Source organism: Sandaracinus amylolyticus (genome assembly GCF_000737325.1).
Lineage (GTDB): Bacteria > Myxococcota_A > Polyangia > Polyangiales > Sandaracinaceae > Sandaracinus > Sandaracinus amylolyticus.
Genome location: NZ_CP011125.1, coordinates 5,175,526 through 5,193,777 on the forward strand (window position 1 = coordinate 5,175,526; position 18,252 = coordinate 5,193,777).

16 protein-coding genes are annotated in these 18,252 nt (G+C 73.5%); 10 read left to right on the forward strand and 6 right to left on the reverse strand.

Translation table 11 applies throughout. The features are described 5' to 3' along the window. Positions 1–21 precede the first annotated feature (21 nt). The 3 genes from DB32_RS21995 to DB32_RS22005 are packed head-to-tail and all read right to left on the reverse strand — an operon-like array spanning position 22 to position 2,005. Positions 22–273 (reverse strand): hypothetical protein, encoded by a 252-nt coding sequence (locus DB32_RS21995; RefSeq protein WP_053234615.1) that lies wholly within the window; start codon positions 271–273, stop codon positions 22–24. 5 nt (positions 274–278) lie between these two features. Continuing rightward, the gene (gene hemB, locus DB32_RS22000) at positions 279–1,295 is read right to left on the reverse strand and encodes a porphobilinogen synthase (RefSeq protein ID WP_053234616.1); all 1,017 of its coding nucleotides are present in this window, start codon (positions 1,293–1,295) and stop codon (positions 279–281) included. Beyond that, entirely contained in the window at positions 1,292–2,005 is a 714-nt protein-coding gene (locus DB32_RS22005) for a M14 family metallopeptidase (RefSeq protein ID WP_053234617.1), read from the reverse strand. The genes hemB and DB32_RS22005 overlap by 4 nt, the downstream gene beginning before the upstream one ends. A 60-nt stretch (positions 2,006–2,065) precedes the next feature. Here DB32_RS22005 and DB32_RS22010 point away from each other — a divergent pair, with 60 nt between their 5' ends. Then, positions 2,066–2,947: an alpha/beta hydrolase gene (locus tag DB32_RS22010; RefSeq protein ID WP_053234618.1), complete on the forward strand. Its 882-nt coding sequence runs from the start codon at positions 2,066–2,068 to the stop codon at positions 2,945–2,947. Between the two features lie 202 nt (positions 2,948–3,149). Continuing rightward, entirely contained in the window at positions 3,150–3,671 is a 522-nt protein-coding gene (locus DB32_RS22015; RefSeq protein ID WP_053234619.1) for a hypothetical protein, read from the forward strand. Here the strand turns inward: DB32_RS22015 and DB32_RS22020 are convergent. The 3 genes from DB32_RS22020 to DB32_RS22030 all read right to left on the reverse strand — a co-directional run bounded on the left by DB32_RS22020 (position 3,658) and on the right by DB32_RS22030 (position 6,772). Next, positions 3,658–4,479 (reverse strand): carboxypeptidase-like regulatory domain-containing protein, encoded by an 822-nt coding sequence (locus tag DB32_RS22020; protein ID WP_053234620.1) that lies wholly within the window; start codon positions 4,477–4,479, stop codon positions 3,658–3,660. The genes DB32_RS22015 and DB32_RS22020 overlap by 14 nt on opposite strands. A 134-nt stretch (positions 4,480–4,613) precedes the next feature. Continuing rightward, positions 4,614–5,807 (reverse strand): PrsW family intramembrane metalloprotease, encoded by a 1,194-nt coding sequence (locus tag DB32_RS22025; RefSeq protein ID WP_083457621.1) that lies wholly within the window; start codon positions 5,805–5,807, stop codon positions 4,614–4,616. After that, positions 5,807–6,772 (reverse strand): acetyl-CoA carboxylase carboxyltransferase subunit alpha, encoded by a 966-nt coding sequence (locus DB32_RS22030; protein ID WP_053234621.1) that lies wholly within the window; start codon positions 6,770–6,772, stop codon positions 5,807–5,809. Before DB32_RS22030 ends, DB32_RS22025 begins: the two co-directional genes overlap by 1 nt. Positions 6,773–6,952: 180 nt before the next feature. On the opposite strand from DB32_RS22030, the gene DB32_RS22035 reads away from it, so the two are divergent. The 8 genes from DB32_RS22035 (at position 6,953) to cheB (ending at position 18,249) form a co-directional block, all read left to right on the forward strand. Further along, on the forward strand, positions 6,953–8,548 hold the full coding sequence (locus tag DB32_RS22035) for a response regulator (RefSeq protein ID WP_157069274.1): 1,596 nt from the start codon (positions 6,953–6,955) through the stop codon (positions 8,546–8,548). 96 nt (positions 8,549–8,644) lie between these two features. Then, positions 8,645–9,025, forward strand: coding sequence for a response regulator (locus DB32_RS22040; RefSeq protein WP_053234623.1), 381 nt, complete (start codon positions 8,645–8,647; stop codon positions 9,023–9,025). After that, positions 9,022–11,070, forward strand: coding sequence for a chemotaxis protein CheA (locus DB32_RS22045; protein WP_053234624.1), 2,049 nt, complete (start codon positions 9,022–9,024; stop codon positions 11,068–11,070). Before DB32_RS22040 ends, DB32_RS22045 begins: the two co-directional genes overlap by 4 nt. Then, the gene (locus tag DB32_RS22050) at positions 11,067–11,504 is read left to right on the forward strand and encodes a chemotaxis protein CheW (RefSeq protein WP_053234625.1); all 438 of its coding nucleotides are present in this window, start codon (positions 11,067–11,069) and stop codon (positions 11,502–11,504) included. Before DB32_RS22045 ends, DB32_RS22050 begins: the two co-directional genes overlap by 4 nt. After that, positions 11,494–14,046 (forward strand): methyl-accepting chemotaxis protein, encoded by a 2,553-nt coding sequence (locus DB32_RS22055; RefSeq protein ID WP_053234626.1) that lies wholly within the window; start codon positions 11,494–11,496, stop codon positions 14,044–14,046. Before DB32_RS22050 ends, DB32_RS22055 begins: the two co-directional genes overlap by 11 nt. Beyond that, on the forward strand, positions 14,043–16,397 hold the full coding sequence (locus tag DB32_RS46955; RefSeq protein WP_053234627.1) for a HEAT repeat domain-containing protein: 2,355 nt from the start codon (positions 14,043–14,045) through the stop codon (positions 16,395–16,397). The genes DB32_RS22055 and DB32_RS46955 overlap by 4 nt, the downstream gene beginning before the upstream one ends. Further along, positions 16,394–17,203, forward strand: a complete 810-nt coding sequence (locus DB32_RS22065) for a CheR family methyltransferase (RefSeq protein ID WP_053234628.1) — start codon at positions 16,394–16,396, stop codon at positions 17,201–17,203. Before DB32_RS46955 ends, DB32_RS22065 begins: the two co-directional genes overlap by 4 nt. Beyond that, on the forward strand, positions 17,200–18,249 hold the full coding sequence (gene cheB / locus DB32_RS22070) for a chemotaxis-specific protein-glutamate methyltransferase CheB (RefSeq protein WP_053234629.1): 1,050 nt from the start codon (positions 17,200–17,202) through the stop codon (positions 18,247–18,249). Before DB32_RS22065 ends, cheB begins: the two co-directional genes overlap by 4 nt. The last annotated feature ends 3 nt before the right edge of the window (positions 18,250–18,252 follow it).

An 18,252-nucleotide genomic window follows, 5' to 3' on the forward strand; every position in this document is an offset into this window, starting at 1 on the left:
CGGCGCGGCGCCCCCGCGCGATCACAGCGCGCTGTCGAGCTCGACGCGCTCGTCGATGACGAAGTTCGGGACGCCGTCCTCGACGAGGTAGGCTGCCTTGCGATCCGTCGTGAGGAACGCGCCCTCGAACGAGGGAACCGCGTGGCCGTCGCGGCGGCGAGCGCGACGCTCGGCGATCGCGGTGCGCAGCTTGGCGAGATCGTCGTCGCCCGCACGCGAGAGCGGACCGTGCGTCTCGGGATCGGCGAGCACGTCGAACAGGTAAGGCTGCATCGGGCTCAGCTCCGCTCGTAGGGATCGCGCGCGAGGCGCTCGGCGACCTCGAGCGCGGCGTAGGTGAGGATCGCGTCCGCGCCCGCGCGCTTGAACGAGACGAGGCTCTCGACGATCACGCGATCCCAGTCGAGCCAGCCGTTCTGCGCGGCGGCGCGCATCATCGCGTACTCGCCGCTCACCTGGTACGCGAACGTCGGCGCGCCGAATTCGTCCTTGATGCGGCGGATCACGTCGAGGTACGGCATGCCCGGCTTGACCATGACCATGTCGGCGCCCTCCTCGAGATCGAGCGCGACCTCGCGCATCGCCTCGTCGAGGTTCGCGGGATCCATCTGGTAGGTGCGCTTGTCGCCCTTGCCGAGGTTGCCCTTGCTGCCGACCGCGTCGCGGAACGGGCCGTAGAACGCGGAGGCGTACTTCGCGGCGTACGAGAGCACGCGCACTTTCTGGTGCCCCGCGCGATCGAGCGCGTCGCGCACGCGACCGATGCGGCCGTCCATCATGTCCGAGGGCGCGATCACGTCGCAGCCCGCGTCGGCCTGCACGACCGCCTGCTGCTCGAGCACCGCGACGGTCTCGTCGTTGACCACGTACCCGTCGCGCACGAGGCCGTCCTGGCCGTGCGTGGTGAAGGGATCGAGCGCGACGTCGCAGATCACGCCGAGCTCGGGGCACGCTTCCTTCACGGCACGCACCGCGCGGCACACGAGGTTCTCGGGGTTGATCGCCTCTTCGCCGTCGAGCGTCTTCTTCGCGGGGTCGATCACCGGGAACACGGCGATCGCAGGAACGCCCGCGTCGTACGCGCGACGCGAGACGCTCACGAGGTGATCGATCGAGTGACGCGCGACGCCGGGCATCGACACGATCGGCGTCTCGGCCTCGGGCGCTTCGTGCACGAACACCGGCCAGATCAGATCGCTCGCCGAGAGGTGCGACTCGCGCACGAGGCGGCGGCTCCACGCGTCGCGACGGTTGCGGCGAAGCCGGGTGCGGGGGAACGCGCCGAACGTGCTCATGCCTGTTCTCCGGGGCTGAAGGGGAGGACGCCGACGTCGTCGAGCAGGAGGCGCACGACCTCGCGCTGCATCGCGACACGGCGCGCGAGATCGAAGCCCATCCACGTCTCGACGCAGACGCCGAGACAGCCGATCGCGTCGACGATCACCTCGGTCGACGAGGTCGCGACCGGGTAGTACTGCGGCGCCCAGTGCTCGTCGTCGGAGGCGCGCGATGCGTTGAGACGATCGACGACGCGGCCGATCGTCGCGGGCATCGGATCGACGCCGTAGACGAGGGTCTGGCCGAACGAGGGCTTCACGTCGGGGTGGTAGCGCTTCTGGCTCTCGTGGAGCGTGCACACCATCGCGGGGCGCTCCTCGACCACGAGATCCATGAACGTTCGCGCGAGGCGCTTCTCGCGCTCGGGCGCGGCGCCGTCGCCGGGGAACTGTCGGTTGAGATCGAGGCCTGCCCAATCTCTTCGCGGAGGGCACGCGCGGACACGCGCGCGGTACGCAGCGGGGTTCATCACCGGCACGACGATCAGGCGGCCGCGTGCGGGGCGGATGCCGTCCTCGAGCAGCTCCTCGAGCGCGTGCACGCCGGCGATCTCGTCGCCGTGGATGCCTGCCTGCACGAGCGCGGTGGGCCCGGGGGCGTTCGCGTCGAAGACGTGGGCGTAGACGTTCGGAGCGAGCTCGTGGAGACCTGCGGAGAGCCGGGCCATCGGAGGGCGCAGCGTAGCTCGCGGTTCGACATCCGGCATGGAGCGCGGAGAGTACGAGCGATGCGACGCAACGTGGTGCGAGGCGCGATCGCGCTGTGCGTGCTCTCGGTGCTCTGGGCAGGCAGCGGGATCGGCGCGGCCGTGGCGCTGACACGGCGCGCGCGGGCGCGGTTCGAGGAGCCGACGCCGGACGGCGCGCGAGCGCTGCGGCTGCGTGCGTCGGACGGTGTCGCGATCGGTGCGTGGGAGCTCCAGGGCGGCGACGGCGCCGCGATCGTGGTGACGCACGGGAACGGCAGCGCGCGCTCCGCGATGATCGAGGAAGCACAGGCGCTCGCGTCGCGCGGGCACGACGTGCTCGCGATCAGCGTGCGCGCGCACGGCGACTCGGAGGGCGACGTCAACGACGTCGGATGGAGCGCGCGGCGCGACGTGATCGCGGCGGTGCAGCACCTCGAGCGCGAGGAGCCCTCGCGGCCGGTCGTGCTGCTCGGCGCGTCGCTCGGCGCCGCGGCGTCGGTGTTCGCGGCGGCGGAGCTCGGCGCGCGCGTGGACGGGCTCGTGCTGGTCGCGCCGTATGCCGATCTGCGCGACGCCGTCGCGCGGCGCACCGAGCGATATCTGCCGCCGCTCCTCGACGGTCTCGCGTATGGCGCGCTGCTCCTCGGTGCCCGCGTCGTCATGCCCGAGCTCGATCGCATCCGCCCGGAGGCGAGCGCGCGCGCGATCGATCGCGACGTGCCGGTGCTCGTCTTCGCGGGGGGCGCGGATCGGCGCGCGCCGATCGACGACGCGCGACGCATCACGCGCGCGCTCTCTCGCGCGCGCATCGTCGCGATCGAGGGCGCGGATCACGAGGAGATGGTCGCGCGCTCGTTCGAGCGGATCCCGGAGATCGAGGCGTTGCTCCACGACGCGCTTGCTCGTCGCGCGACGCGTTGATAGGGTCCTCGAGTCGCCAGCCCTCACGGGCTGGCGTTTTCGTTTCCCGCACGCGCCAGCCTCCGGCTGGCGTTTTCGTTCCGTCTCCATCGCGACGAGCCGGCGCGCGCATGCGCGCCTCTCCGCTCGTCGCTCTCCACGCTGCCGGGGCCCACCGCGCGCGAGACGCGCCGGTGCGTCCTCGTGCGCCCGCGAGGCCTCGATGCGCCGCTCCGATCTCGTCGCCGACTGCAGCGCGTGCGCCGCGCTGTGCTGCACTGCCCTGCCCTTCGACGCGTCCGAGGAGTTCGCGATCGACAAGGGCGCCGGCGAGCCTTGCCGGTACCTGTGCACGGATGATCGCTGCGCGATCCACGATCAGCTCGTCGTGCGCGGCTTCTCGGGGTGCGCCGCGTTCGACTGCTATGGCGCCGGGCCGCGCGTCACGCGCGCGTTCGCCGACGCGCCGCAGCGCGACGACGCGTTCCGCGTGCTGCGCGAGCTGCACGAGCTGCTCTGGCTGCTCACCGAAGCCGCGAAGCTCGTCCCGCCGACGCACGCCGAGCTCCGCGCACGGCTCGCGTCGGAGGTCGATGGGATCGAGGCGATCGCGTGCGGGCCAATCGACGCGCTGCTCGAGGTCGATCCACGCGGACACCACGAGCGTGCGCACGCGCTGCTCCGTCGCGTCGGCGACACGCTCGGCGGTCGCCGGCGTGCGCTCGTCGTGATCACTCGCAGGTGATCCAGATCACGGTCTCGGTGTCCGGCCGCACCGGCACCCGCACCGCGTTCACCGCGCCATCGCGCGCCTGCCATGCGCCGTCGGTCTGCGAGCACGTGCGTCCCGGCGCGACGAGCTCGATCTCGAGCTCGCTCCAGCCCTCCCACGGGCGCGCGACGAAGAACACGAGCTCGCTCTCGTCCTCGAGAAACGTGGCGGAGGGATCGATCCGGCCTCCGTCGTCCGCGCTGTAGAACGCGCCGTGACCGCTGCCGGATCGCAGCCGCGCGGTCAGGCCCTCGACGGCGCCGTTCGCGTCGATCGTCACGAGCGCGCTCGACCCGTCGGGGTACGTCACGCCGGTCGGCGAGAGGTATCCGGTGTTCTCGCTGTTGCGCGCGAGCAGCACCGAGAGATCCGTCGGGTCCCCGGCGACGCCGCGCCAGAGCCACACGCCGCTCGCGAAGCCGTCGGCCTCGAACGAGATCGCCGCGTCGCCGATCGGCGCGCACGCGAGGAGATAGAAGCCCGCGGCGTTCGTCGTCGCGCACGGGATCTCGGGGTGCTCGAGCACGCAGACCCGCGCGCCCGCGATCGCCGCGCGATCCGCGAGCGCCTGCACCGTGCCCGAGAACGACGCGACCCCGCCCGCCGCGCAGTCGATCGGCCCCGGCGGCGGTGGAGGCGGCGGTGGCGGTGTGGTCACCGCCGCGTCGTCGCCGACGAGCGGCACCGAGCCATCGACTGGCGGTGTCGTCCCGCCGCCGTCGCCGCACGCGGCGACGAGCAACGAGAGCGTTCCCGCGACCAGCGCCCCACCCTTGTGCATCACCAATTCCCTGGGCGTGCACGATTGCGAACCGCGCGCCGACGCGGATTCCTTCGCGCGTACGCGGACCACGTCCTCGATCGGGCGTCACACGCGCGCCACGACCGTCGCGCGCGCTCGCCACACCTCGCGCGTCAGGCGGGCGAGGCGCCCTGCGCGCGCAGCTCGCGGATCTTCGCGCGCAGCGGGAGGATGAAGTCCATCGAGAACGTCTTGTTCTGACCGCGGACCGCGCGCGCGGTGTGCCACTTCGAGAGCCCGAGGCGCGCGACCGCGCGCACGAACTCCGTGCCCTTGCCGCCCTTGCGGAACCACGCGACGAGCCCGCCGAACGCGGAGCACACGAGGTCGAGCTCCTTCTGCGAGAGGTGCCCGAGCGCGACCTCGTCGAGCAGGTGCTCGCGGATGATCCGACCGCGCCGCACCACGAGGACCATCACGATGATCACGAACGCCGCGACGAAGACGAGCCAGAGCGGCAGGAGCAGCAGGAAGATGCCCGACGCGCCCATCGCGTCGGCGAGCGTCGCCGAGCCGTTCCACAGCGCGTGGAGGAACACGGCGCCGCCGTAGCCCATCAGCGGCGCGAGCAGCTTCACCCAGGTGCGGTGGCTCTCGCGCGCGATGCCGAGCCCGATGCCCGTCATCGACGTGTAGAGCGGGTGGCCCCACGGCGCGATCACGCCGCGGATGACGAACGTGAACGCGAGCGCCTGCGGGTCCTCGCTCAGCGCGTTCGCGTAGTAGATGACGTTCTCGGTCGCGGCGAAGCCGATCGCGGTGAACGTCGCGTAGATGATCCCGTCGACGACGCCGTCGAACTCGTTGCGCAGGAAGTAGAAGACGCCGACGACGGCGATGCCCTTCCAGAACTCCTCGACGAGCGGCGCGGACACGACCGCGCCCACGGTGTTGCCCCACTCGGCGCCCGCGACCGACGCGACCGCCGCGTCGACGCCCGAGTTGATCAGCGCCGAGAAGCCGCACGCCGCGCACGCGCCCCAGAGCAGACACAGAGCGAGCGCGTAGAACGGCTCGGGGTCGTAGCGATCGAGCAGGCGCGGGAACGTCAGGTAGACGCACATCGCCGGGAACGCGAGCGACGCGCCGACCGCCATGCCGAAGAACGCCTGCCCGGGGTTCGCCGAGAGCGCGGGCAGGAGCACGAAGAGCATCACCAGCAGCGCCAAGCCGACGATCTGCCCGAGCAACCACAGGATCCCGCCGACGATCTTGCGCGTGCGGTACGGGTCCTCGATGTGCGTGCTCGGCAGCGAGCGATTCGCGTGACCGGGAGCGACCGGCGCCGGCGAGTGCTGCGGGTGCATCAGCTGTCCGTCGGCGAGAGGGAGTGCATCACGCCCATCGCGCGGAACTTGCGATAGCGCTGCTCCACGAGGGCAGCGCCGTCCATCGCGCCGAGCTCCGCGAGGTGGCGCCGCAGCGACGCGCCGAGGCGCCGCGCCGCGTCGTCGGGATCGCGGTGGGCGCCGCCGGTCGGCTCGGTGACGACCTCGTCGACGACCCCGAGCTCGCGCGCGTTGCCCGCGAGCAGCTTGAGCTGCACCGCGGCCTCGGCCGCGCGCGTTCCGTCGCGCCAGAGGATCGACGCGCAGCCCTCGGGCGTGATCACGGAATACGTCGCGAACTGCATCATCAGCACGCGGTTCGCGACGCCGAGCGCGAGCGCGCCGCCCGATCCGCCCTCGCCGATCACCGTGGCAATCACCGGCACGCGGAGGCGCGACATCACGAGGAGCGACTGTCCGATCGCCTCGCTCTGCCCGCGCTCCTCCGCGCCGATGCCGGGGTACGCGCCGGGCGTGTCGATGAACGTGAGCACCGGGCGGCGGAAGCGATCCGCCATCTCCATGATGCGCATCGCCTTCCGATAACCCTCGGGGTGCGCCATGCCGAAGTTGCGGCGCAGCTTCTCCTTCGTGGTGCGGCCCTTCTGGTGGCCGATCACCGCGACGCTCTTGCCGTCGAGGCGCGCGAACCCGGAGACGATCGCCGGATCGTCGGAGAACGCGCGATCGCCGTGGAGCTCGACGACGTCGTCGAAGAGGCGCTCGAGATAGTCGAGGAAATACGGGCGATCGGGGTGTCGGCTGAGCTGGACCTTCTGCCAGACGGAGAGCTCGTCGTAGATCTCCTTCTGCAGCGTGGTGACGCGCTCCTCGAGCTTGCGGAGCTCCGACTCGAACCCCTGCTCGCGCACGCCGTAGAGCTTGAGCTCACGGATACGATCCTCGAGCTCGACGATGGGCTTCTCGAAATCCAGATGGGCCATGCCGGAAGGCGCCGATGCTAGCAGCCCTGGATCGCGGGGCGAAGCGTCGTGCGTGCCCCCGGGCACATCGCCCGCGCGAGGATGTTGACGTCCCCGAATCTGGGCCGATAACTGGGATCGGCGCTCGTCTGCTCGTTGGTGCACCGACGCGTCGGAAAGAACGACGCCGCGCACGTGAGCATGACCGAGGGAGCACGGCCGACCGTCTGGGTCGCCGAGGACGTCACGATCGAAGCCGAGGCGGTTCGACGCACGTTGTCCGCGACCTACCACGTCGTGCTCTTCAGCGACGGCGCGGGCGTATTGGAGCGCGCGGCCACGGGCGAGCTGCCCGATCTGCTGGTGCTCGACTGGCACATGCCCGGCGTGCAGGGGATCGAGGTGTGCCGGTTCCTGCGCACGCAGGAGGCGACGCTCGGGCTGCCGATCCTCGTGTTCACGTCGACCGGTGACGAGCAGGACATGCTCGAGGCGCTCACCGCGGGCGCCGACGACTGGGTCGGCAAGCAGGCGAGCGCGGCCGAGCTGTTGGCGCGCGTGGCGACGCTCGTGCGCGCGAAGCAGCTGCGTGATCGCGCCGAGCGCGCGGAGCGCGAGATCGCCACGCTGCTCGTGCGCGAGCGAGAGGCGCGCGCCGAGGCCGAAGCCGCGAACCGCGCGAAGGACGTGTTCCTCGCGATGGTCTCGCACGAGCTGCGGACGCCGCTCAACGCGATCCTCGGATGGTCGCGCCTCTTGCGCTCGGGGACGCTCGACACGACGCGCTCCGAGCGCGCGCTCGACACGATCGAGCGCAACGCGCGCGCGCAGGCGCGCATCGTCGACGACCTGCTCGATCTCTCGCGCGTGATCGCGGGGAAGCTGCGCCTCGAGCGCGTGACGCTCGACGCCGCCGACGAGGTCGAGCAGGCGATCGAGAGCCTGCGTCCCGCGGCCGCGGCGAAGGGCGTGGTGATCGAGCAGCGCGTCGACCGCGGGCTGATGATCTGGGGCGATCCCGCGCGCGTGCAGCAGGTCGCGTGGAACCTCGTGTCGAACGCGATCAAGTTCACGCCGGCGGGCCGTCGCATCGAGGTGACGCTCGCGCAGGAGTGCAACGACGTCTGCCTGCGCGTGCGCGACGAGGGCATCGGGATCGATCCCGCGCTCGTGCCGCACGTGTTCGATCGCTTCCGCCAGGCGGACTCGACGACGACGCGCGAGCAGGGCGGGCTCGGCCTCGGGCTCGCGATCGTCCGGCAGCTCACGGAGCTGCACGGCGGCCGCGTGCAGGCGTTCAGCGCCGGTCCGGGCCACGGCGCGACGTTCGAGATCCACCTCCCTGCGCACACGATGCACGAGCGGCCGGACGCGACGGAGGTACCGCGGGTGCGCGACGACGCGCGCGGGCTGCACCTGCTCGTCGTCGACGACGATCCCGACGGGCTCGAGCTCCTGCGCGTCGCGCTCGAGCGCGCGGGCGCGTCGGTGCAGACCGCGTCGTCGGCGGCCGCGGCGCTCGCGTTGCTCGAGACATCGGTGCCCGACCTGATGGTGTCGGACGTCTCGATGCCGAACCTCGACGGTTACGGGCTGATGCGCGCGGTGCGCGCGCGGCTCGGCGCGAAGTGGGTACCGGCCATCGCGCTCACCGCGCACGCGCGCGACGAGGATCGCTGGGAAGCGCTCGCCGCGGGCTTCCAGGTGCACGTGCCGAAGCCGCTCGACATCGACGAGCTGCTCTCGGTGATCCGCAGGCTCGTTCGGCGTCCCGAGGCTCCTCCGCCGGAACGTTGACCGCGCGCGCGGGAGCGTTCGACGATCGCGCGCTCCGCGTTCGTCGCTTCCTTCCCCGGACCGGCTCGATGAGAGCCCTCGAGACCTGAGGTCAGCGTGGCCAACATCCTCGTGGTGGACGACAGCAAGGTGATGCGCGACATGGTCGTCGCGTGCCTGCGAGGTCTGCCCGGCGCCGTGTTCGCCCACGCGGGCAGCGGCCTCGAGGCGATCGAGCGGCTCTCGATGGAGCGCTTCGAGCTCGTCGTGCTCGACCTCAACATGCCGGACATCGGCGGCATCGAGGTGCTCGAGTTCGTGCGCGGGCAGGATCACCTCAAGACGCTGCCGATCATCGTGGTGACGACGCGCGGCGACGAAGGGTCGCGCGCGAGCTCGCTCGAGGCGGGCGCGTCGCGGTTCATGGTCAAGCCCTTCTCGCCGGAGGAGATCCTCGCGGAGACGCGCGCTCTGCTCGGCCCCGCCGAGGGCGTGTGAGCCGCGTCGATCTGCGCGAGTTCCTCGACGCATACCTCGACGAGGTCGACGAGCACCTCGCGAACGCGAACACGCAGCTCCTCGCGCTCGACGCCGCGCTGCGCGCGGGGGAGCCGACGCTGCGCGCGGTGCGCGAGCTGTTCCGCGCGCTGCACACGATCAAGGGGCTCTCCGCGATGGTCGGCGTGGAGCCGATCGTCGCGATCGCGCACCGGATGGAGGCGTCGCTGCGCGCGGCGGATCGCGCGGGCGGGCACGTGCCCGAGGGCGCGATCGACGTGATGCTGCAGGCGGTCGCCGCGATCCAGCAGCGCGTTCGCGCGCTCGCGAGCGATCGCCCGGTGCCCGCGCCGCCGAGCGCGCTGCTCTCGGCGCTCGACGCGCTCGACGAGGTCCGCACGCCGCTGCCGGTCGCGCGTGCGACCGGCGGGCTCGCGCTCGATCCCGTGGTGAACGCGAAGATCGCGGCGTTCGAGCGCGACACGCTGGAGCGCGGCATCGCCGGTGGCCGGCGCGCGCTGTGCGTGCGCTTCGCGCCGTCGCCCGAGCGTGCGGCGGCGGGCACGAACATCAACACCGTCCGCGAGCGGCTCGGTGTCATCTCCGAGATCGTGAAGGTCGTCCCGGTGTCGGCGCCGCGGAGCGCGGAGGCACCGGCCGGGCTCACGTTCGCGCTGCTCGTGCTCACGCACGCATCCGACGAGGAGGTCGTGCGCGCGGTCGGCGTCGATGCCGGCTCGATCGAGATCGTGGGCGAGCCCGCGGCGAGCGCGCCGGCGCCCGAGCCGCAGGTCGCGCCGATCCCGGCGATCGAGGACGACGAGCGCGACGACGTGCAGCGCCGCGGCGTGGTGCGCGTCGACGTCGCGCGGCTCGACGAGGCGCTGGAGCGGCTCGCGCAGCTCGTGATCTCGCGTGGCGTGCTCGCGCGCGAGATCGCGGCGCTCGCCTCGCGCGGCGCGGACGTGCGAGGGCTGCAGATCGTCCTGCGCGAGCAGTCGCGGCAGCTGCGCGACATGCGCGCGGCGGTGCTGCAGCTGCGCATGGTGCCCGCGAGCGAGGTGCTGGAGCGCGTGCCGCTGGTCGTCCGCGGGCTGCGGCGCGCGACGGGCAAGGCGGTGCGCCTCGAGCTCGACGCGGGGCGCACCGAGCTCGACAAGGCGGTCGCCGAGCGGCTCTTCCCGGCGCTCGTGCACCTCGTGCGCAACGCCGTCGATCACGCGATCGAGCCGGCGGAGGAGCGACGGCAGGCGGGCAAGCCGGAGGAAGGTCTTCTCCGCGTGACGTTCGAGACGCGCGGCACCGGGCAGATCGCGCTGATCGTGCAGGACGACGGACGCGGCATCGACGCGGAGCGCGTCGCCGCGCGCGCGGGCGTCGAGGTGCCGAACAACGACGCGGCGCTCCTCCAGCTGCTCTGCCGGCCCGGGCTCTCGACGCGCGATCAGGTGAGCACGACGAGCGGACGCGGCATCGGCATGGACGTGGTGCGCCGCATCGTCGTCGAGGAGCTCGGCGGCGATCTCGCGATGACGACGACGCCCGGGCGCGGCACGACGATCACCGCGCGCGTGCCGCTCACGCTGTCGATCGTCGACGTGCTCACGTTCGAGTGCGGCGCGCAGCGCTTCGTCGTCCCGATGGCGACGATCGACGAGATCATCGAGGTCGATCCGACGCACGTCTCGGCGCCGCCGCGCGTGCACGGTGCCTCGACGGTCGCGCTGATCGAGCGGCGCGGCGAGCCCGTGCCGCTGGTGCGGCTCGATCGGACGCTGGGCCTGTCGAGCTCCGATCCCGAGCGCCCCAAGGCGCTCGTCGTACGGCGTGACGGCGACGCGATCGCGTTCGCGATCGATCGCACGATCGGCCAGCAGGAGGTCGTGGTGAGGCCGCTCGAAGATCCGCTGCTGCGCGTGCCCGGCGTGACCGGCGCGACCGATCTCGGCGACGGCAGGCCCACGCTGGTCGTCGACCTCGTGGCGCTGCTCTCGCGGATGAGCGCCGAAGTGCGCTCCTTCGAGCCGAGCGAGGTGCGGACGTGAGCGTGCTGCACGTGCTCTTCCGCGTCGGCGATGCGGAGTACGCGATCGCCGCCGACGAGGTGCTCCAGATGGAGTCGTACGACGGCGCGACGCCGGTCCCGAACGCGGCGGCGCACGTCGCGGGGATCGTGCAGGTGCGCGGGCGCGTGGTGCCGGTCGTCGATCTGCGCGTGCGCTTCAACGCGCCGGTGCGCGAGCGGACGATCGATACGCGCGTGGTCGTCGCGCAGCGCGGCGAGCGCGCGGTGGCGCTGCTGGTCGACGCGGCGCGCGAGGTCGCGCGGCTGGCGCCGGAGCAGCTCAAGCCGCCGCCGCCGATGGTAGCGGCGCAGAGCGCGGGTTTCGTGCGCGCGATCGCGCAGGTCGCGGGGCGCATGGTGATGCTGATCGATCTCGACCGGGTGGTCGGCGAGGAGCGGCTCGATGGCGAATGAGCAGACGGACAACGGGACCTCGTACGCCGCGGCGGCGCTCGGGCAGCTCGGCGCGATCGCGCGCGCGCTCGCGGAGACCTCCGAGCTCGGGCGCGGCATCGAGGTCTCGGCAGAGCAGATCGCGGGCGCGGGACGCGAGCGGGCCGCGGCGGGCGACCAGGTGCGCGCCGCGATCGAGGCGGTCGCCACGGGCATCGAGAGCGCCTCGGTGTCGGCCGAGGAGCTCTCGCGCTCGCAGGCGAACGTCGGTGATCTCGCGCGCGGCCTCCAGAAGAGCGGCGAGGAGACGGCGAGCGGCCTCTCCGAGGTCGCGGCGTCGGTGCGCAAGGTCGAGGCCGACGCGGCGTCGCTCGCGCAGTCCGCGGACGCGACCGCGACGACGCTCGAGCAGACCGCACGCTCGGTGAAGAGCGTCGCGAGCGACGCGCAGGAGCTCGCGGCGGCGAGCGAGCAGCTCCTCGCGAGCGCCAGCGAGACCAGCGCGACGGTCGCGGACATCACGGCGCGCGGTCAGACGAGCGCCGCATCGGTCGAGCAGGTCGCGGCGACCGCGGCCGAGATGTCGGCGGGGATCACGCGGCTCGCGACCGACGCACGCGGCGTGGGCGCGCGGATCGGCGAGGTCAGCACGACCGTCGCGTCGGTCGGCGACGCGCTCGCCGTGGTCGCCCGCGACAGCGCCGAGATGGCGGCGGCGGTCGACCAGACGAGCACGACGACCGAAGAGCTCGCGCGCTCGATCCGCAGCACCGCCGATCACGCGCGCGCGCTGCAGGAATCGGCGGCGAACGTGGGGTCGAACACGAACGAGATCGCGTCGTCGGTCGAAGAGGTCGCGGCGACCGCGCAGAAGAACGCGAGCGTCGTCGACGCGAGCGCGACGGCGATCGAGCAGCTCGCGCGCACGGCGCAGCTGTCCGCGCGCGGCGCGGAGCAGATCGAGCAGCTCGCCGCCACGAGCGCGACGGCCGCGGGGCAGCTCGAGACGTCGACGCGCCGGATGGCGCAGGTCGCGGAGAGCGCGCGCATCACCGCCGATCGCGTGGGCGGTGCGGCGCGCGAAGGCGGCGCGACGGTCGCGAAGTCGATCGCGGGGCTCGGCCGGATCCGCAATTCGATCGCGGAGTCGGCGGGGGTCGTGAAGGAGATGGGCCGCCGCGCCGAGGAGATCGGCGACATCGTGCAGACGATCAACGTCATCGCGGATCGCACGAACCTGCTCTCGCTGAACGCGAGCATCGAGGCGGCGCGCGCCGGCGAGCACGGTCGCGGGTTCGCGGTCGTCGCCGAGGAGATCCGCGCGCTCGCGGATCGCGCGGCCGCGGCGAGCGCGGACATCGCGAAGATCGTCCGCCAGCTGCAGAGCACGGCGCGCGACGCGGTCAGCTCGTCGAGCGACGGGCTGCGCGCGGCGGACGAAGGGGCGTCGCTCGCGGGCGACGCCGAGCGCGCGCTGGCGACGATCCTCGGCGGTGTCGAGGAGCTCGGCGGCGGAGTCCGCGATCTCGCGCGCGGCGCGGCCGAGCAGACGGGCGCGGTGCAGGCGGTCGTCGGCGCGACGCAGCGCACGAGCGAGCACGCGCGCACGATCGCGAACGCGGCCGACGAGCAGGTCCAGGCGACGCAGACGCTCACGCGCGACGCGAACGAGCTGCGGAAGATGGCGCGCCAGACGTCCGAGGCGACCGCGGATCAGGCGCGCCGCCTGCGCGACGTGGTGCGCGCGAACGCGCAGCTCACGACGACGGCCGAGCAGGTCGCGGTCGCCGCGCAGGAGCAGGCCGCCGCGTCGACGCAGCTCGCGGGCGCGGCGAACCGCCTCCGCGGGCTCGCGCAGCGGACGACCTCCGCGATGGCGGAGCAGAGCAAATCGATCGGCGCGACGGCTGCCGCGGCGGCCGAGGTCGCGACCGCGACGCAGCGCACGATCGGAGGGCTCGGCGAGCAGGCCCGCGGCGCGAGCGAGATCGCGAAGGCGATGGACGCGTCGCGCAAGGACGCGGTGCAGACGGCCCGCGCCCTCGACGAGCAGTCCCGCGCGACGAAGGAGATCGAGTCGACGGCGCGCGAGGTCGCGCGGCTCGCGCAGTCGATCACGCGGGCCGCGTCGGAGCAGAGCCAGGCGACGTCGTCGCTCGCGAAGGGCGGCGACGACGTGCGGCGCATCGCGAAGCAGACGGCGCGCGCCGTCGAGGAGCAGAGCCGCGCGCTCGAAGATCTCGCCGCCGCGGCGACGCGCCAGAGCCGCGACATCACCACCGTCGCGCGCGCGACGATCGAGCAGGGCAGCGTGAGCTCGAGCATCGCGAAGGAGCTCGGCACGATGCGCGAGCGCGCGAGAGAGATCGTCGGCGTCACCGCGCAGCAGGCGACGGGGCTGCGCACGCTCGCGTCGAGCGCAGCGGAGATCGCCGAGGGCGTCTCGCGCGTCCGCGAGCTGGTCGCGGAGCAGAACGAGACGGTCTCGACGCTGGCCGCGGCCGTCTCGACGGAGAGCGGCGGTCCGGGGAGCGGCGTCCACCGCGGCACGGGGCACGCGTGACCTCTCGTCTCGCGCTCTCGGCCGCCGATCGCGCGCGCGCGGCCGAGGTCGACGAGCTCGCGTCGCAGCTGCCCGCGACGCTGGGCGAGCTCGTCGCGTGCCTCGATGCGCCGACGTGGCCGGTGCGGCGCGCGGCCGTCGCGGCGCTCGCGCGCGCCGGGGACGTCGCGGTCGCGCCGCTGGTCGAGATCCTGAAGAGCCGGCGCGATCGCGAGGCGCGCCTCGCGGCGGCGGTCGACGCGCTCGCCGCGTCGAGCGGTGACGTCGACGCCGCGATGCTCACCCTCGCCGACGCAGCGCCGCCCGCGGTGGTGTGCGACGCGCTGCAGGTCCTCGGTCGTCGGCGCAGCGCGGTCGCGATCCCCGCGATGGCCGAGCGCGTCTCCGACCCCGACGACAACGTCGCGGTCGCGGCGCTCGAGGCGCTCGGTCGCGTGGGCGGCGGCGCCGGGCTCGACGCGGTGATCGAAGCCGCGAGCAGCGGTCGCTTCTTCCGCGTGTACCCCGCGATCGACGTGCTCGCGCGCTCGGGGGACGCACGCGCGATCCCGCCGCTCGAGCGGCTCGTGGACGATCCCCTCTGCGGCCCCGAGGCTGCTCGTGCCCTGGCGCGTCACGGCGATCTCGCGGCGGTCGGCGCGCTCGCGCGGCGCCTCGTCGCACGCAGCACGTCGATGGCGCGCGTCGCTGCGATCGCGCTGGTCGAGGCGATCGATCGCCTGCACGACCGGTTCGGCGCGGCGCCCGGCGCGATCGAGGCGATCCGCGCCGAGCTCGCGGAGCACGAGGGCGCAGCAGGACAGATCGCCCAGGCGCTCGCGGGCAGCGACGCCGAGGCTCGCGTCGCGCTCGCGCGCGTGCTCGGCTGGCTCGGCGACGACGACGGTGCCCCGCCGCTGATCGATCTGCTCGCGGACGACGACCCGCGCGTCGCGCGCGCCGCCGCCGAGGGGCTCGCGAGCATCGGCCGCGCCGCGGAGCGCAGCCTCGTCGACGCACTGCCGCGGATGTCGAGCGAGCTGCGCGCCCTGGTCGTCCCGCAGATCGTCGCGCGCACCGAGTACGCGTCGGCGATCGCGTCGTGCCTCGACGATCCGCGCCCCGACGTGCGCGCGATCGCGTGCGCCGCGCTCGCGCGTGCCGGCGCGACGGAGGTCGTGCCGCGGCTCTTCGCGCTCGTCGCCGATCCCGACGCGCGCGTCGCGCAGGCCGCGCTCGCCGCGATCCAGGCGCTCGGCGACGCGTCGACCGAGCCCCTCGCGATCGCCGCCACGCGGGATGCCGATCCGCGCGTCCGGCGCGCCGCGCTGCGCCTGCTCGGGTACTTCGGCTGGCCGAGCGCCCTCGCCCCGCTGCTCGCGGCGGTCGCCGAGCCCGACGATCGCATCGCCGAGCTCGCGCTCTCGAGCCTCGCGTACGTCGAGCATCCGCAGGCGCGCTCGGCCCTCCTCGACGCGAGCCGGAGCCCGCGCCCGCGTGTCCGCGCCGCTGCGCTGCGCGCGCTCGGCGACCTGGATCGCAGCGACGAGACCGTCGAGCGCCTCGTCGAGGCGCTCGACGACGAGGCGCCGTGGCCGCGCTACTTCGCGTGTCAGGCGCTCGGTCGCCTCGGCGCGACGGCGGCGATCGACGCGCTCGTCGCGCACCTCGGCGATCCCGCCGGCCAGGTGCGCATCGCGGTGATCGACGCGCTGGCGCGCCTTCCCGGCGAGCGCGCGTCGCAGGCGCTGCTCGACGCCGCGCGCTCCGCCGATCCCGATCTGCGTCGCGCCGCGCTCGTGGGCCTCGGCATCGCGCGACCGCCCGACGCGCGCGCGGCGCTGCTCGCCGCCAGCGACGACGCCGATCCCGCCACGCGCATCATCGCGCTCTCCTCGCTCGGCTCGCTCGAGGGTGACGACGTGCTCGCCGCGCTCGTGCGCGCGGTCCGCACCGGCGACCCCGAGACGCGCGCCGCGGCGCTCGGCGTGCTCGCGACGCGCGACGGTCGCGACACCACGCGCGCGCTGATCGAGCTCGACCGCGACGAGCCGCTCGGCGAGCTCACGCTCGCCGCGCTCTCGACCCCCGCGAGAGGACGCATCCCCGCGATGCTCGAGCTGCTCGAGGACGCCGACGCCGCGACGGCGTCGCGCCTCACCGCCGCGCTCGCACGCATGAACCGCGAGGACGCGCGCGCCGCGCTCGGCGTCGCGCTCGCCACGACGTCGGTCGAGGCGCGCCGCGCGGCTGCGGCGGCGCTCGCCGCGATCGCGCCCCGCGAGGCAGCCGCGCAGCTCGAGCGCGCGCTCTCGCGAGATCCGGATGCCGAGGTGCGCCGGTTCGCGGCGCACGGGCTCGCACGACGATGACCGATCGCGCTCCGCAGCAGATCCTGACGGTGCTCGCGCGCCTCGTCGAAGAGCGCACCGGCCTCCACTACTCCGAGCGCGACCGCGATCTCTTCGAGCAGAAGCTCGCCGATCACGCGGCCGAAGAGGGCTACCCCACGCTCCTCGAGCTCTACTACGCGCTGCGCTACGACGACCCGGACGGCGAGGTGCTCGATCGCGTCATCGACGCGCTCGTCGTCGGTGAGACGTACTTCTTCCGCGAGGCGCGCGGCCTCGAGGTGCTGCTCGAGCCGCTGATCGAGCGCGCGCGGCGCGGCGAGCAGGTGCGCATCTGGTCGGCCGCATGCGCGACCGGCGAGGAGCCGATCACGATGGCGATCCTCCTCGATCGCGCCGGCGTGCTCGATCGCGTGGAGCTGGTCGCGACCGACATCAGCCCGCGCGCCCTCGAGCGCGCTCGACGCGGCGAGCACACGCGACGCGCGCATCGCGCCGTGCCGGACGGAATGCCTCCGTGGATCCAGGTCGACGGCGATCGCGCGATCGTGGACGAGCGACTGCGCGCGCGCATCGACTGGCGCCGCGTGAACCTCGTCGACGAAGCCGCGGTCGCGGCGCTCGGGCGCTTCGACGCGATCGTCTGCCGCAACGTGCTCATCTACTTCCACGACGAGCAGATCCAGCGCGTCGCGAGCTCGCTCGCGCGCGCCCTCCAGCCCGGCGGCGAGCTCCTGATCGGCGCATCGGAGTCGCTGCTGCGCTTCGGCAGCATGTTCCAGTGTGTCGAGCGCGGCGGCGTGTTCCTCTACGGCGTGACCTCATGAGCGCTCCGCACCGCAAGGTCCGCGTGCTCGTGTGCGACGACTCCGCGTTCGCGCGCAAGGTGCTGCGCGACGTGCTCTCGCGCAGCGATCGCATCGAGGTCGTCGACGCCGCGCGCGACGGCATCGACGCGCTCGAGAAGATCGCGACGCTCCGCCCCGACGTGATCACGCTCGACCTCGTGATGCCGAACCTCGACGGCCTCGGCGTCCTCGCTGCGATGCCTGCGGTGGACGCGCCGCGGGTCGTCGTCGTGAGCAGCTCGGCGTCGGAGAGCGATCTCGTGGTGAGGGCGCTCGAGCTCGGCGCGATCACGACCATCGAGAAGCCGACGGCGCTCGCCACCGAGCGCCTCTACGAGCTCGCGGGCGCGGTCGAGCGCGCCGTGCTGCTCGCCGCCGAAGCGAAGGTGCACCCCGCCGCCACGGCGACGCCGGTCACACCGATCGTCGTCGCGCCCCAGGCCGCGCGCACGAAGCTCCTCGTGCTCGGCGCGTCGACCGGTGGCCCGCGCGCGATCACGCGCGTGCTGTCCGCCCTCCCCGCGTCGTTCCCCGTGCCGATCGCGGTCGTGCTCCACATGCCGGTCGGGTACACCGAGGCATTCGCTGCGCGCGTCGACGAGGCGAGCCCGCTCGAGGTCCTCGAGGCGCGCGACGGCCTCGAGCTCGTCCCCGGCCGCGTGGTGGTCGCCCGCGCCGGCATGCACCTGTCGATCGTGCGCGAGGACGAGCGTGTGGTCTGCGCGCTCGACGTGCTCCCGCTCGAGACGCCGCACCGTCCGGCGGTCGACGTCCTCTTCCGCAGCGCCGCGAAGGTGTTCGGCGCCGACGTGCTCGGGGTCGTGCTCACCGGGATGGGCAACGACGGCCTCGCCGGCGCGCGCGACCTCGTCGCGGCCAACGCGCAGGTGATCGTCGAGGACGCGAGCACGTGCGTCGTCTACGGCATGCCCCGCAGCGTCGCCGAGGCCGGCCTCGCTGCGGCCGAGGTGCCGATCGACGCGATGGCCGCCGAGATCGTCGCGCGCGTCGCGCAGGAGCCCTGAGGC